Source organism: Staphylococcus saccharolyticus (assembly GCF_900458815.1).
GTDB lineage: Bacteria > Bacillota > Bacilli > Staphylococcales > Staphylococcaceae > Staphylococcus > Staphylococcus saccharolyticus.
This window is the reverse complement of record NZ_UHDZ01000001.1, coordinates 1,138,290-1,152,205: the sequence shown is the minus strand read 5'-3', so window position 1 is coordinate 1,152,205 and position 13,916 is coordinate 1,138,290. Positions and strand designations below refer to the sequence as shown.

Genomic DNA, 13,916 nt, shown 5'->3' with positions numbered 1-13,916 from the left:
AATTTAAATAAGATATGATTTTATCCATTCTTTAATATTAGAAAAGTCGTCGTATAATAGGCGTTTTTCAACCTCTATGCGTGATTGTCTTAACTTATAGATACGACTCATTTCAATTTCTTGCTTATTAGGATGATTATTGATTTTTATAATTCCATCTTCATCATAAATAAATCCTAATTCTTTAAATACCTTGAGTATAAACTTTAATACTTCAGGTTTTAAATCTAGATAATCACATAACATCATACCTTCTTTAGCAAGGTTCGTTTCTTTTTTATTTATTAATGCTTTATAACAATTTTTAAATAGTGCCTTATTAGGTATTCCTTCAAAATAAATTGATTTATCATGATTTAAAACTAAATATAATTGTGAGAGTTGCAAATGACTTAGCGTTTGTTCGATTTCATCCATAGTATTAGGCAAATCTCTAAAAACTACTTTATCATAGGTTGGTACAATTGTTTCACCATAGTGATAGTGATGTTCGTTTAATTTTTCATTTTTAGGATGAATGACATACGCAATATTAGTTTCATCTTCTTTAAATTTAAGATTTTTACGTTTACTACGATAATCTAAAATTTGTAATTTATCTAACGCAATATCTTGAATAATTAATTGAGCGGTTTGATTACCATTCCACTCATTAATTTGCAGATTACCAATAATACTAATTGGTTGGCCTATTTCAAGCTCATTAGCTATTATGCCATAATTCCAGTACAAAGCAGGAAGTTGATAATCGCTAAGAGTTAATTTAAGATGTTTACCATCTTGTCCAATTGCTCTGATTGATTTAATAGTCAAATCTCTAACCTCAAATACCGGACTATTAAAATCTGAACCAAATGGACGTAAGTTTTGAATGTCTTTGATGTTTTTTACAGTTATTTCATTAGCATCAAGTCGAACATCAACTTTTTTCTGTGGTTCTAGAGAAGTTGATTCAGAGAGTTTTTTCATCCATTGATTAAGTTTATATCGAAGTGTATCAATGTTTTCAATGCACATTGTCATTCCTGCTGCCATATGGTGACCACCAAATTTATCAATTAAATCATGATGCGCATCTAAAATTTCAAACATTGAAACTTGTTCAATCGAACGTGCTGATCCTTTTGCATGATTTTGAGCGGTATCAATATTTAAAATAAGTGTGGGTAATGCATAAGTTTCAACAATTTTTGAAGCTACTATACCGAGTACGCCTTCATGCCAATTTTCTTTAGCAAGTAATAAAAATAATTGTCCTTGTTTAACTTGTGCTTCGGCTAACACCATTGCTTCTTCAGTGATATCAGCTACAATATCTTTTCTTTCTTGATTAAAATGTTCTAACTGTTCAGCTAGAAATTCTGATACTTCACTTTCCTCTGACATTAACAATTCAGCGGCAAATGAAGCATCTTCTAATCGTCCAACAGCATTCAATCTAGGACCGATAATAAAGCCAATAGTTTCTTCTGTAATTTGATTATTGAATCCAGCTTGCTTTAAGATAGCTTGAATAGCTACCGGGGGATGTTCATTCAATACAGTTAATCCTTGCTTTACTATTGAACGATTCTCGTCCGTTAGTGATACTAAATCTGCGATGGTACCAATAGCTGCAAGCGCTAAGAACTGTTGAGGAGGATGATCTAATAATGCTTGAGATAACTTATAGGCAACACCAGCTCCACACAAATATTCGAATGGATAATCAAAATCTGGGTGCATTGGGTGTACAATCGCATGCGCTTCAGGAAGTGTCTCTCCCATTTCATGATGATCTGTCACTATAACGTCTACACCTAAATCTTGAACCATCTTTATTTCCTCGTGTCCCTGGATGCCATTATCTACTGTAATAATTAATGATATACCTTCATCATATGCGTTTTGAAAAGCAAATTTATTCGGACCATATCCTTCACTAAAACGGTTCGGAATATACCAACCAACTTGAGCACCTAATTTACGTAATGTTGATACTAGTATTGTTGTTGATGTGACACCATCCGCATCATAGTCTCCGTAAACTAAGATACGCTCTTTTTTATCAATAGCTAAATTAATTCTTTCTATTGCTTTATGCATATCACTAAGTGACATTGGATTATGATTAATCACATTATCTTGTATCACATTTTGAATGGCTTCTTCTTGTACTATATCCTTACTTTCTAATACCTTTTTTATAATAGGAGAAAGATTTAATTTCTTTACGATATCTTCAGTTATGGATTCAGTTGGTTGAGAAAAATCCCAATTATATCTTGATTTAATCATAACAATCGTCCTCATTTCCAAAAGCCATTATACCGAAAATTTACTAAAATAAAAAGTACTAGCTTTTAACCGCTTATTTAAATTATATGTTAAATCTTTAAGCAAAAAACCAATCAAAGTGTAATATGCTACACTTTGATTGGTTTTTATTTATTAAAGAATCAAGTTTACATAGATTAATATTTAAACTAATATCTTTTCATCGTTTGATTTTTTAACTTTATGAACAATTAATTTATTGTTTTTAGATTTTTTTAATTGACGTTTTTTTAATATACCCCAAAGAGGTACTGCAATAAATACAGATGAGAATACTCCTGAAATCAAACCAATTAACAATGCGAGTGAGAAGTTAAAGATTATTGGTGCACCAAATATTAGTATTGCAACTACTACTACTACTACTGTTAATACCGTATTAATCGAACGAATCATTGTCTGTCTAATTGAACGGTTTACAATATCATCGATTCCTTCAGGTTTAGTAATGACTTTAACTTTATGCAAGTTTTCACGCACGCGGTCAAATGTAACAATAGTATCGTTAATAGAATAACCAACGATTGTAAGTACTGCAGCAATAAATGTTAGGTCGACTTCAATTCTAAATAAACTGAATATGGCTACAATGATAAATACATCATGTAACAGTGCTAAAACAGAAGATAACCCCATACGCCACTCAAAACGTAATGATACATATATAATAATACCTATGGAAGCTAAAATTAACGCATTCATTGCATTTTTAGCTAATTCTTGACCGATTAACGGTGAAACAGTATTGATTTGAGGTGTATCTCCAAACTCTGATTTTATTTCATCACTTAATTGATTATCTTCAGTTCGAGATAAATCTTTTTTAAATTGGACAGTGGCATTCTTATTCCCTCTACCATTGATTTGAATCTGATCAGGTTTTAAACCTGCATCTTTCACTGTTTTCTCAACTTGGTGTTGTGTAATGGCTTGTTTAGATTGAATATCTGCACGAGTACCAGCTGAGAAGTCTATACCTAAATTTAATTTGAATATTGATAAAATAACTAAACCAACAACTAATATTAAAACACTTAATGTAATTAGTGGTTTTGCTAATTTAACAAAATTCCATTTCTCATAAGAAGTTTTAAGATCATGAACATCTTTTCCTTCATTGATATCATGACGATGTTTATTTTTAACACCAAACAACCAATATTGCTTTTTGAAGATATTAGATGAGACAAGTAATGATAGTAGTCCGCGAGATAAAAATACTGCTGTAACAAATATCATTAAGATACCTAATAATAGCATCGTAGCAAAACCTTTAACTGAACTTTCACCGAAGAAGAATAAAACGGCTGCAGCTATCACTGTTGTTAAGTTTGAATCAAAAATTGTTAAGAATGAACTTTTATTAGCTTTAGAATATGCTTGTTTAAGTGTTCGACCAATTCTAAGTTCATCTTTAATCCGTTCGTACATAATGATGTTGGCATCTACCGCCATACCTACACCTAATACAAGAGCCGCTAAACCAGGTAATGTAAGTGTACCTGAAATAAAGTTAAATGCTACTAATGTTAAATAGATATATGTAGTTAGCGCAATAATAGCTACTAAACCAGGTAATCTATAAAAACCTAACATAAATAGATAAATAATTGCTACACCTAAGAATGAAGCAAAAATCGTTTTATTTAATGCATCTTGCCCGAATTGTGCACCAACAGAATTAGAGTAAATTTCTTTTAAATCTACTGGTAATGAACCCGCATTAAGTAATTCGGATATTTGTTTAGCTTCCTTCACGCCTTCTTTACCATTGAAGCCGCCAGAGATTTCTACGCTATCTGAATTAATTGGTTGGTCTACGTTCGCTGCAGAGACATACTTCGGTTTATTACCTTCTTGTTGCTTTTTAGCCTCTTTTTTGTAGCTATCGCCTTTTTTAAAGTCCATCCAAACGACCATAACATTATCACGTTTTTTAGAAATCTTTTCAGTTACATTTTTAAATTTCTCTTTACTTTTAACTTTAAATGTAACTGTTGGCTGATTAGTTTCTTGTTTGAATTCTTGCTTAGCAGATCCTTGTTTAATATCTGAACCTGACATTAATACATGATCTTGTGCATCCCTAATCGTTAAATTAGCTTGAGTAGATAGTAGCTTACGTGCTTGTGCTTGATCTTTAATACCTGCTAGTTGAACACGAATACGATTAGGATCTTCGATTTGAATTTTAGGTTCTGAGACACCAAGAACATTTACACGACTTTCTAATGTCTGAGATGTAGCTTGAAGTGCTTTTTTATCAATCTTATCACTTTTATGCAAAGGGTCTACTTGGAAAAGTACTTCAAATCCACCTTGTAAATCAAGACCTAAATTAACATTTTTAACTACATTCTTATACGTCATGCCCATTCCAGTGAATAGTAGAGCTACGAGGAGTATGAATGCAATTATTCTACTAGTTTTCTTCACATGAACACCTCATTATTTACTTATGTATTTAGAATACTCGATGAATAAATTATCATGCAAGTTAAAATGATAATACGTTCACTTTAACGACTTATTTATATTAACATACTACTCATAATAGTGAAATTAATGTCTGATTGATTTAACTATTATCATTAAAACATCAAATTTAATTAATAAAAAAGGAACTCACACAAATGAGTTCCTTTGAGTAGTGATTAATTACTTTGTTATGAAGGGTCTACTTGTTTTATAGCAGGCTTCTCTAGAGTCATTTCAGTACCAAGACCATTGACCGTTATGACCACTGACGTTTCATCTACAGCTTTAATAGTTCCTTTGATACCACCAATTGTAGTAATCTTTTGACCAGCTTCTACACGGTTAATTAATTCACGATGCTCTTTTGCACGTTTTTGTTGTGGTCTGATCAATAAGAACCACATAACTGCCAATAATAAGATTGGTATAATCAATGAAGTAAGTTGCATGATTGTTTCTCCTCTTTTAAAAGTTTTTCGGGTTCTCTACATTTAATCCATATTGTTCAAAGAACTCATCTTTAAAATCCAAAAGACGGTCTTCTCGAATGGCTTGTCTAATATCTTCCATTAATTTTAGCAGAAAACGTAAATTATGAATAGTAGTAAGACGGATACCGAAAGTCTCTTCCGCTTTAACTAAATGTCTAATGTATGCTCTTGTATAATTACAACAAGTATAGCAATCACAATGCTCATCTAATGGTCTTAAATCATCTGCATATTTTGCATTTTTAACAACTAAACGACCTGTTGACGTCATACAAGTTCCATTACGAGCTATTCTGGTTGGTAAAACACAATCAAACATGTCCATACCTCTAACGCTACATTCTATGAGTGCATCTGGTGAGCCCACACCCATTAAATATCTGGGTTTATCTTTAGGCATAAATTGTCCTGTATGTTCAACCATGTCATACATTACTGGTTTAGGTTCACCTACGGATAAGCCCCCAATGGCATATCCAGGAAAATCAAGACTAACAAGTTCTTTTGCACTTTGCTCTCTCAGATCTTTATACTCCCCTCCTTGAATAATACCAAATAATGCTTGATCTTCAGGACGCTGATGTGCCTTTAAACATCTTTCCGCCCACCGGGTTGTTCTTTCTATTGAGTTTTTTACATAATTATATTCAGAAGGCAACGGTGGACATTCGTCAAATGCCATCATTATATCTGAACCTAAATCATTTTGAATTTGCATAGACTTTTCAGGGCTAAAAAATAATTTAGAACCATTGGTATGATGTCTAAACTCTACACCCTCTTCAGTGATTTTACGCAAATTACTTAAACTGAAAACTTGAAATCCACCAGAATCGGTTAAAATAGGACCGTCCCAATTCATGAATTGATGTAATCCCCCAGCGTGCTTGATAATATCATTTCCTGGTCGCAACCACAAATGATACGTGTTTCCTAAGATAATCTTCGCTTGGATATCTTTTAGCTCCTCGGGACTCATCGTTTTGACGGTAGCTTTTGTACCAACTGGCATAAACATAGGCGTTTCAAAAGAGCCATGTGGCGTATGAACGATACCTAGTCTTGCACCAGACTGCTTACATGTTTTGATATGCTCATAGGTTACTGCAGGCATATGTCAAAACCTCACATTCTTTTAAATAATTAACATTGCATCTCCAAAGCTAAAGAACCTGTATTCCATTTGAACAGCTGTTTGATACGCATTTAGAATGTAATCTCTAGTACTAAATGCAGATACTAACATTACTAATGTAGATTTAGGTAAATGAAAATTTGTAATCAATCCATCTATAGCTTTGAATTTAAATCCGGGATATATAAAAATATCAGTCCATCCACTTTTTTCAAGAAATCTAGAATGATCACGTCGTATTGTTTCAAGAGTACGTGTTGAAGTGGTACCAACAGAAATAATTCTTTTGCCATTTGCTCTAGTTTGATTTAGTAAATCTGCTGTTTTTTTTGTCATTTGGTAATATTCACTATGCATTTCATGGTCATCAATATTATCAACACTTACTGGTCTAAATGTACCTAGACCAACATGTAATGTGATAAATGCAATATTAACACCCTTGTCTTTAATTTGCTTCAATAAATCATCAGTAAAATGAAGACCAGCAGTGGGTGCTGCAGCAGATCCACTTTCTTTAGCATAAACCGTTTGATATCTATCTGGATCATCAAGTCGTTCTTTAATATAAGGTGGTAATGGCATTTCACCTAATTCATCGAGTCGCTCTTGCAGAATCCCATCATAATGTAAGCGCATCACACGTCCACCATGTTCAAGTTCCTTAATACATTCGGCAGTAATATTGCCATCACCAAAATTCAGACGATGACCTACTTTTACTCTTTTAGCAGGTTTTAATAATACTTCCCAATCATTGCCTTCAATTTGAGCAAGCATTAACATTTCAACTTTAGCTCCTGTTTCTTCTTTAAGCCCAAATAAAAGTGCAGGCATAACTCTTGTGTCATTAAGCACTAAAGTATCACCTGGATTTAAATACTGTATGACATCTTTAAAATAAAGATGTTCCATCGTACCGTTTTGCTTATTAAGAACAAGTAATCTACTTTGATCTCTATTTTTTAAAGGTGTTTGAGCTATCAAAGATTCTGGCAAGTGATAGTCGAATTCTTCAATATTCAACTTATTTCCTCTTTTCATATGAATTATTAAAGTGCTCATAAGCGAATGCCGTTGCTTTTCTACCACGAGGCGTTCTTTCTAATAAGCCTTTTTGAATTAAAAATGGTTCATAAACGTCTTCAATGGTTACTCGTTCTTCACCAATTGATACAGCAATCGTGTCTAAACCAACGGGACCACCCCCATATTGATTAATAATACAGTTCATCATCTTATGATCAATGTAATCTAAACCTTCTTGGTCAACTTGCAATAATTGTAATGCTCTTTTAGTTGTCTCAATATATATTTGATCATCTTTATTAACTTGTTGGAAGTCTCTCACACGTTTAAGTAGCCTGTTAGCAACTCTTGGAGTACCTCGTGAACGACGCGCTAATTCTATCGCACTCTCATCATCGATTTGTGTTCCAAGCACTTCTGCTGTTCGAGTGATGATTTCTTTTAAATCATTTTCGCTATAATATTCAAGTCTCAAATGTACACCGAAACGATCTCTTAGTGGTCCTGTTAAACTACCTGCCCTTGTTGTCGCACCAACTAATGTAAATGGTGGTAAGTCAATTCTAATACTTCTTGCTTCATCACCCTTACCAACGATAATATCCAAGAAAAAATCTTCCATAGCAGGATAAAGTACTTCTTCAACAACATTACTTAATCGATGAATCTCATCTATAAAAAGTACATCGCCAGGTTGTAATCCAGATAATATAGCTGCTAAATCACCAGGTCTTTCTAACGATGGACCTGAAATCGTACGGATATTAACTTCCATTTCATTTGCTATGATATTAGATAATGTCGTTTTCCCCAGTCCTGGAGGTCCAAATAACAATACATGATCAAGTGGTTCTTCTCTTAATTTAGCCGCTTCAATAAAAACTTCCAGGTTACTTTTAATAGAGGATTGACCGATATATTGTTTAAGTTTTGTAGGTCTTAACGACAATTCAAAGTCCGAATCTTCATTATGAAATTCCTGATCAACCATTCTTTTATCCATAAAAACTTCCTCCATTAAATCACTATAAATGTTATTAAGAAATTAATGTTCGTAAACCAACTTTAACAGCTTCATCCACTGAATTTGGCATTTGTTTTTTAAGAACCTTTTCAACTTTGGATAATTCTCGTTTAGAATATCCCAACGCTTCTAATGCTAACATAGCTTCTTTAATGACCTGAGTTTGTTCACCTTCATCTACTTTTATTTGCATGAACGCTTCACTATTTTCTTCAGTGATTGTCACTTTTCCTTTTAAATCTAGAACGATTTGTCTAGCTGTTTTTTTACCTATACCAGGAAATTGAGTGAGATAGCTATCATTTTCGTTTTCAATAGCAAGTTTTACCTCGTTTGGTGTACTTGATGCAAGTATAGCTAATGCTGACTTTGGACCAATACCTGTTACTTTAATTAAGCTAAGAAACATATCTTTTTCTTCTTCGCTAATAAAGCCATAGAGTAATTGTGCATCCTCGCGCACTATCAGAGACGTGAAAATTTGAACTTCTTTATCTTTATACTTTTGAAAACGGTAAGAATTAGGAGTTTGAATTTCATATCCAATTCCAGTCGTTTCAACCACAACATGAGTTGGAAATAGTTGAGATAAAGTTCCTTTTATATATGCATACATACTGGCAACTCCCTTACATACTCATACTTATTAATTCTACTTTAGTAACATGTGGTTAATATCTTCTTAAAGATGCTATTACATCATCAACGGATAAATCAGAGTATCGACAGGGTAATGGTAGCTTTGTCTTCAATCGGAACGCTTTGATGAATTGTTAATACTGATAATTACAACTGAGGTATTGTATTTAGCACTTTTGCAAGCATACCCACAATATCGTTTACATAGAGAATTAATGTGAATTCATGACGATCAATTATCTTTTCATCTACTGGAAAAATTGTCTCACGATACTTATAAAAAGCACTTCGAGACAAATCAGAATTATTTTTCAAAGCATTTTTACTTTTAAAGTTTTAACTATAGATTCAGGTAATACATCTTCTATAATTAAATAAAACTTATTATGATTTTTATTGCCCATAGTTTACACTCCTATTCGACAAATTCAAATTCTCCGCCAAGAATCCTAACAATGTCGCCATTGCTGCATCCTCTTTCTCTTAATGCATCGTCTATACCCATTGAACGCATTTGTCTTGCAAATCGACGAACTGCTGGATCACTATTGAAATCAGTCATTTTAAACATTCGCTCAATAGCATTTCCATTTACTACATATGCACCATCGTCATCTCTCGTAATGTTAAATTTATCTGCAGAAGGTGTATGTTTATACAAGACACGATTGACCCCAGCATTATCATCTTCTTCAACTGTGAAATCAATATCTTTGACTTCCTCAAGTTGATCTGAAATTTGATATAACAATTGATCAATATTGTCGCGAGTAATTGTCGAAACAGGTATGATTATTGCATCTTTGTCAATTTCTTCTTTAAATAACTCTAAATTATCTTTTGCCTCAGGCAAATCCATTTTATTTGCAACAATAATTTGTGGGCGTTCTTCTAAACGTTGTTTGTAATTGACTAATTCCTGATTTATAATTTTATAATCTTCTATTGGATTTCTTCCCTCAGATCCGCTCATGTCAATCATATGAACGATAACTTTTGTACGTTCAACATGTCTTAAAAATTGATGTCCTAAACCTACTCCATCTGAAGCACCCTTAATTAATCCAGGTAAGTCTGCCATAACAAAACTTCTATGATCTGGAGCTAAAACGACACCTAAGTTAGGTTTTATTGTAGTAAAATGATATGCACCTATTTTAGGCTTAGCTTTAGAAACAATAGATAATAGTGTAGATTTACCAACGCTAGGGAAACCAACTAAACCTACGTCAGCAAGCAATTTTAGTTCTAATGTTACTTCTAGCTCTTCACCTGGTTCACCATTTTCACTAAAATCAGGTGCTGGATTTCTTGGAGTTGCAAAACGTGAGTTTCCGCGACCTCCACAACCTCCACGAGCAACAACTGCTCTTTGTCCATCTTCAACCAAATCCGCTAATACTTCATCAGTTTCTACACTTTTAATAATTGTGCCGGGTGGTACTTTTAGCACTAAATCTTCTGCATTTCTACCATGCATATTACTACTTTGTCCATTTTCACCTTTTTTTGCTTTGAAGTGCCTTTGATATCTAAAGTCTAATAGTGTTCTTAAACCCTCATCAACTTCAAATACTACAGACGCACCTTTACCACCATCGCCACCTGCTGGCCCACCAAATGGCACATACTTCTCTCTTCTATATGCTGTGATTCCATTTCCACCATCACCAGCTTTGAGAGATATTTTGACTTGATCAACAAACATATATCTCACCTCTTTTACGTTGAAATTTTTATCTTAATAATTATATCATTATACATATTGATATAAAACTTTAATTATATCAATTTAAACAAAAATAAAACACCAGAAGTATTCACTTCTGGTGTTAACTAGACAAAATTATTCAGCAACTGCATATACAGAAACCTGTTTTTTGTCGCGACCTTTGCGTTCAAATTTAACAACGCCGTCGATTTTAGCGAATAATGTATCATCGCCACCACGACCTACATTTTCACCAGGGTAGATTTTAGTACCACGTTGGCGATATAGAATTGAACCACCTGATACGTATTGACCGTCAGCACGTTTAGCACCTAAACGTTTTGATTCAGAGTCACGTCCGTTTTTTGTAGAACTTACCCCTTTTTTAGATGCGAAAAATTGTAAGTTTAATTTTAACATCGGGATACACCTCACTTATAATTTAATCTGATGTTTTCATTATATTCTTCTTCAATCGTTTGTAAAGAAACTAGCATTGCTTGAAGAATTAATTGCGCTTCTTTGTTATTAATATCAACACTTCTTATATGGAAATATCCACCATCATCTTCGTAATCGATATCAGGTTTTTCTGTTGTTAATCCCATAATAGCACTAACACTTCCAAATAAGACGGCTGAGACCCCAGCACAGACAATGTCATGACCATATTCACCTTGATTAGCATGACCATCCATGATTACATCTGTAACTTTACCTTCATCGTTAACTGTAATATCAACATTTATCATAAAATTATGCGTTAATTTTATCAATAGTTAATTTAGTATATGGTTGACGATGGCCTTTTTTACGTTTAGAGTCTTTACGACGTTTGTATGTGAATACAGTAATTTTCTTACCGCGACCTTGTTTATTAACTGTAGCAGTAACTGAAGCACCTTCAACTGTTGGCGCACCAACTTTAACTGAATCTCCACTTACAAATAATACTTTATCAAAAGTGAATGAGTCTCCTTCATTTGCGTCTAATTTTTCAACGAAGATTTCTTGTCCTTCTTCTACTTTGATTTGTTTTCCACCTGTTTCAATAATAGCAAACATACTTTGCACCTCCTATAATATAAGTCACGCCATATACAGGTGACAAATTTAGTTGTACTTAAACCTATATTTGAGCGGTTGTATGTAGCCTGAAACTACTCAACTACTGCATCTTACCATCACTAAGTCTTACTGTCAATTGTGTTTTTAGCTTTTTCTGTAAATTTGATGATAATTGGAAATAAAATAATTAACAATATAAAATTGAGAATCAATGTTGGTACTATTCTAAATAGAATAAATTCTATGAAGTTAAACTGAATAAATCCAATTATACCATAAATAATTGCTACATATATTTCTAATAATACTGTGCTTAGTAATACAATTAAGAATAATATAGAATAATCTCGATAGAAAATTTTGAAGAATTTATCTACTATGACTACAAAAATTATATAACCAAACATATATAATCCATAAATACTGCCGAAATATAAGTCAGTCATAATACCAAAAAAACTTGCTAAGATAATCGCAACACCAAAATCTCTATAAACAGTCATAATTATAATGTACATTAAAGTTAAATGTGGTACAAAAATAATGTCTATCTTTCCAAAGTGCATAGGAATGACTAAACCTATTACTGTATCAATGTAAAATAGTATAATACCAATCAAAAAATAATATACTGTTCGCATTAGTTATCACTGCTTTCATCATCAGGGATAGTACTTACATCACGTTTCGCTACATAAACATGACTTAAATCAGCTAGATCTGCACCTGTTTTAACTCTAACTTCTTTAGCTAAGCCATATTGATCATTTTCAACTTTTGTAACTTCTCCTATGTATAAGTCACTTGGTAACTGATCTGCTAAACCACTTGTTACGACCTTATCTCCTTTTTTAACACTATCTTTGTTATTAATATCACTAATAACTAATTCTTCGTTTTTAGCATCGTAATGATCAATCAATCCAAACACATTTTTCGAACCATGTTGAACATTTACTGATAACTTTCCTGCTCGTGTATGTGTTGATATTAAATCTACTTGTGCAGAAAATTGATTAACTTTAGTTACTCTTCCAACTAATCCTTGAGAAGTCATAACAGCCATATTGTTTTTTATACCTGATTTTGAACCCTTATCTATAACAATAGTATTCATCCATTGATCTGGGTTTCTAGCAATAACAGTTGTAGATATTGGATTGTATTTAGACAAATCTTTGACATCCAACTCTTTTTTATACTTTTCATTTTCTGATTCTAATTTTTGATTTTTTGCTTCAAATTGTTTGATTTTATTATTATCCGATTTCGACCCACCATTTTTAAATATATTACCTATTGCTCCAGTAACAAAATGAATTGGATAACTAACCGTCCTTTGGCCTAAGGAAACTGAATCACCAACATATTGTTCTGGAGGGGATTGCGTTTGTGAACGAATGGATAAACCTATTAACGCTATGAAAACGATTATTGCACATAAAACAACAATAAGTTTGTTATTTTTGAAAAAATTAAGCACCCAGAACACCTCTATACCACTATATTTATTATCCTTTTTTATTTTATATTACTCACAACTTGAAATAAAGCACTAACTAATTTTATTTGAAAAAATTTTGTTGACCTTGTCAAAAATAAGATAGTTTTGACATAGGTTTAAGGCTTTATAAAAAAACTACTAACCTTGAAGTTAGTAGTTTAATCGTTCCTTGAAGTTTCTATAGTAACTTAGTAACAAGCCATGCTAATTGAGAAACATCTGCATATTACAATATTTACTAAAAATAATGATATAGAAACATTTATAAACCAGAACTTTAAATATTCGTTAAAATTACGTTATTGATTTCCTTGTTCTTTTGAACTCTTCTCTTTTTTTTCATCTTCACTGTATAGTGTCTCTTCTTTTCTCCAACGAGCAAAGAGATTTTGTGCTTTTGCTTGTTCATTAGCTTGTTTCTCTTTTGATTGTTCAGCCATTTCGAAATTACACCAACCTTTAACTTGTAATATATATATAAGGTTAACTTATTTAATTTCTATTTTCAAATTCATAGTTTA

Annotated in this window: 14 protein-coding genes, 1 pseudogene and 1 other annotated feature; all 15 genes and pseudogenes read right to left on the bottom strand. The window is 32.5% G+C overall.

Annotated features, from left to right (window positions below; all coding sequences use genetic code 11):
* Positions 1 to 3: 3 nt before the first annotated feature.
* Positions 4 to 2,277, bottom strand: a complete 2,274-nt coding sequence (gene recJ, locus DYE57_RS05645; RefSeq protein ID WP_115313195.1) for a single-stranded-DNA-specific exonuclease RecJ — start codon at positions 2,275 to 2,277, stop codon at positions 4 to 6.
* 183 nt (positions 2,278 to 2,460) lie between these two features.
* Entirely contained in the window at positions 2,461 to 4,752 is a 2,292-nt protein-coding gene (gene secDF / locus DYE57_RS05640; RefSeq protein WP_115313194.1) for a protein translocase subunit SecDF, read from the bottom strand.
* A gap of 230 nt (positions 4,753 to 4,982) precedes the next feature.
* Complete coding sequence (gene yajC, locus DYE57_RS05635; protein WP_115313193.1) at positions 4,983 to 5,243, bottom strand: preprotein translocase subunit YajC; 261 nt, start codon at positions 5,241 to 5,243, stop codon at positions 4,983 to 4,985.
* A 16-nt stretch (positions 5,244 to 5,259) separates the two neighbouring features.
* Positions 5,260 to 6,399 (bottom strand): tRNA guanosine(34) transglycosylase Tgt, encoded by a 1,140-nt coding sequence (gene tgt / locus DYE57_RS05630; protein WP_115313192.1) that lies wholly within the window; start codon positions 6,397 to 6,399, stop codon positions 5,260 to 5,262.
* A 21-nt stretch (positions 6,400 to 6,420) separates the two neighbouring features.
* Positions 6,421 to 7,446, bottom strand: coding sequence for a tRNA preQ1(34) S-adenosylmethionine ribosyltransferase-isomerase QueA (queA, locus tag DYE57_RS05625; RefSeq protein ID WP_165417881.1), 1,026 nt, complete (start codon positions 7,444 to 7,446; stop codon positions 6,421 to 6,423).
* Between the two features lies 1 nt (position 7,447).
* Positions 7,448 to 8,452 (bottom strand): Holliday junction branch migration DNA helicase RuvB, encoded by a 1,005-nt coding sequence (gene ruvB / locus DYE57_RS05620; RefSeq protein ID WP_115313190.1) that lies wholly within the window; start codon positions 8,450 to 8,452, stop codon positions 7,448 to 7,450.
* Positions 8,453 to 8,486: 34 nt separating this feature from the next.
* Positions 8,487 to 9,089, bottom strand: coding sequence for a Holliday junction branch migration protein RuvA (gene ruvA, locus DYE57_RS05615; protein ID WP_115313189.1), 603 nt, complete (start codon positions 9,087 to 9,089; stop codon positions 8,487 to 8,489).
* A gap of 55 nt (positions 9,090 to 9,144) precedes the next feature.
* Positions 9,145 to 9,516 (bottom strand): annotated as a pseudogene (locus tag DYE57_RS05610) (ACT domain-containing protein).
* Between the two features lie 11 nt (positions 9,517 to 9,527).
* A complete protein-coding gene (gene obgE / locus DYE57_RS05605) occupies positions 9,528 to 10,820 on the bottom strand; it encodes a GTPase ObgE (protein WP_115313188.1) in 1,293 nt (430 codons plus the stop codon).
* Positions 10,821 to 10,958: 138 nt separating this feature from the next.
* Positions 10,959 to 11,243: a 50S ribosomal protein L27 gene (gene rpmA / locus DYE57_RS05600; protein ID WP_001830822.1), complete on the bottom strand. Its 285-nt coding sequence runs from the start codon at positions 11,241 to 11,243 to the stop codon at positions 10,959 to 10,961.
* Positions 11,244 to 11,254: 11 nt separating this feature from the next.
* Positions 11,255 to 11,575 carry a ribosomal-processing cysteine protease Prp gene (locus DYE57_RS05595; protein ID WP_115314126.1) on the bottom strand — a complete coding sequence of 107 codons (321 nt, stop codon included), beginning with the start codon at positions 11,573 to 11,575 and terminating at the stop codon, positions 11,255 to 11,257.
* Between the two features lie 4 nt (positions 11,576 to 11,579).
* The gene (gene rplU, locus DYE57_RS05590) at positions 11,580 to 11,888 is read right to left on the bottom strand and encodes a 50S ribosomal protein L21 (RefSeq protein ID WP_115313187.1); all 309 of its coding nucleotides are present in this window, start codon (positions 11,886 to 11,888) and stop codon (positions 11,580 to 11,582) included.
* A gap of 12 nt (positions 11,889 to 11,900) precedes the next feature.
* Positions 11,901 to 11,978 (bottom strand) — a sequence feature (ribosomal protein L21 leader region).
* 32 nt (positions 11,979 to 12,010) lie between these two features.
* Entirely contained in the window at positions 12,011 to 12,532 is a 522-nt protein-coding gene (gene mreD / locus DYE57_RS05585; RefSeq protein WP_115313186.1) for a rod shape-determining protein MreD, read from the bottom strand.
* Positions 12,532 to 13,374 carry a rod shape-determining protein MreC gene (gene mreC / locus DYE57_RS05580; RefSeq protein WP_115313185.1) on the bottom strand — a complete coding sequence of 281 codons (843 nt, stop codon included), beginning with the start codon at positions 13,372 to 13,374 and terminating at the stop codon, positions 12,532 to 12,534. Before mreC ends, mreD begins: the two co-directional genes overlap by 1 nt.
* 320 nt (positions 13,375 to 13,694) lie before the next feature.
* Positions 13,695 to 13,835 (bottom strand): hypothetical protein, encoded by a 141-nt coding sequence (locus tag DYE57_RS05575; protein WP_115313184.1) that lies wholly within the window; start codon positions 13,833 to 13,835, stop codon positions 13,695 to 13,697.
* Positions 13,836 to 13,916: the final 81 nt, after the last annotated feature.

Bases quoted from the DNA above. Each gene is read 5' to 3' on its own strand.
- mreD (WP_115313186.1), bottom strand. From the start codon at position 12,532: ATGCGAACAGTATATTATTTTTTGATTGGTATTATACTATTTTACATT.
- recJ (WP_115313195.1), bottom strand. From the start codon at position 2,277: ATGATTAAATCAAGATATAATTGGGATTTTTCTCAACCAACTGAATCC.
- rplU (WP_115313187.1), bottom strand. From the start codon at position 11,888: ATGTTTGCTATTATTGAAACAGGTGGAAAACAAATCAAAGTAGAAGAA.
- obgE (WP_115313188.1), bottom strand. From the start codon at position 10,820: ATGTTTGTTGATCAAGTCAAAATATCTCTCAAAGCTGGTGATGGTGGA.
- tgt (WP_115313192.1), bottom strand. From the start codon at position 6,399: ATGCCTGCAGTAACCTATGAGCATATCAAAACATGTAAGCAGTCTGGT.
- ruvA (WP_115313189.1), bottom strand. From the start codon at position 9,089: ATGTATGCATATATAAAAGGAACTTTATCTCAACTATTTCCAACTCAT.
- DYE57_RS05575 (WP_115313184.1), bottom strand. From the start codon at position 13,835: ATGGCTGAACAATCAAAAGAGAAACAAGCTAATGAACAAGCAAAAGCA.
- DYE57_RS05595 (WP_115314126.1), bottom strand. From the start codon at position 11,575: ATGATAAATGTTGATATTACAGTTAACGATGAAGGTAAAGTTACAGAT.
- ruvB (WP_115313190.1), bottom strand. From the start codon at position 8,452: ATGGATAAAAGAATGGTTGATCAGGAATTTCATAATGAAGATTCGGAC.
- rpmA (WP_001830822.1), bottom strand. From the start codon at position 11,243: ATGTTAAAATTAAACTTACAATTTTTCGCATCTAAAAAAGGGGTAAGT.
- yajC (WP_115313193.1), bottom strand. From the start codon at position 5,243: ATGCAACTTACTTCATTGATTATACCAATCTTATTATTGGCAGTTATG.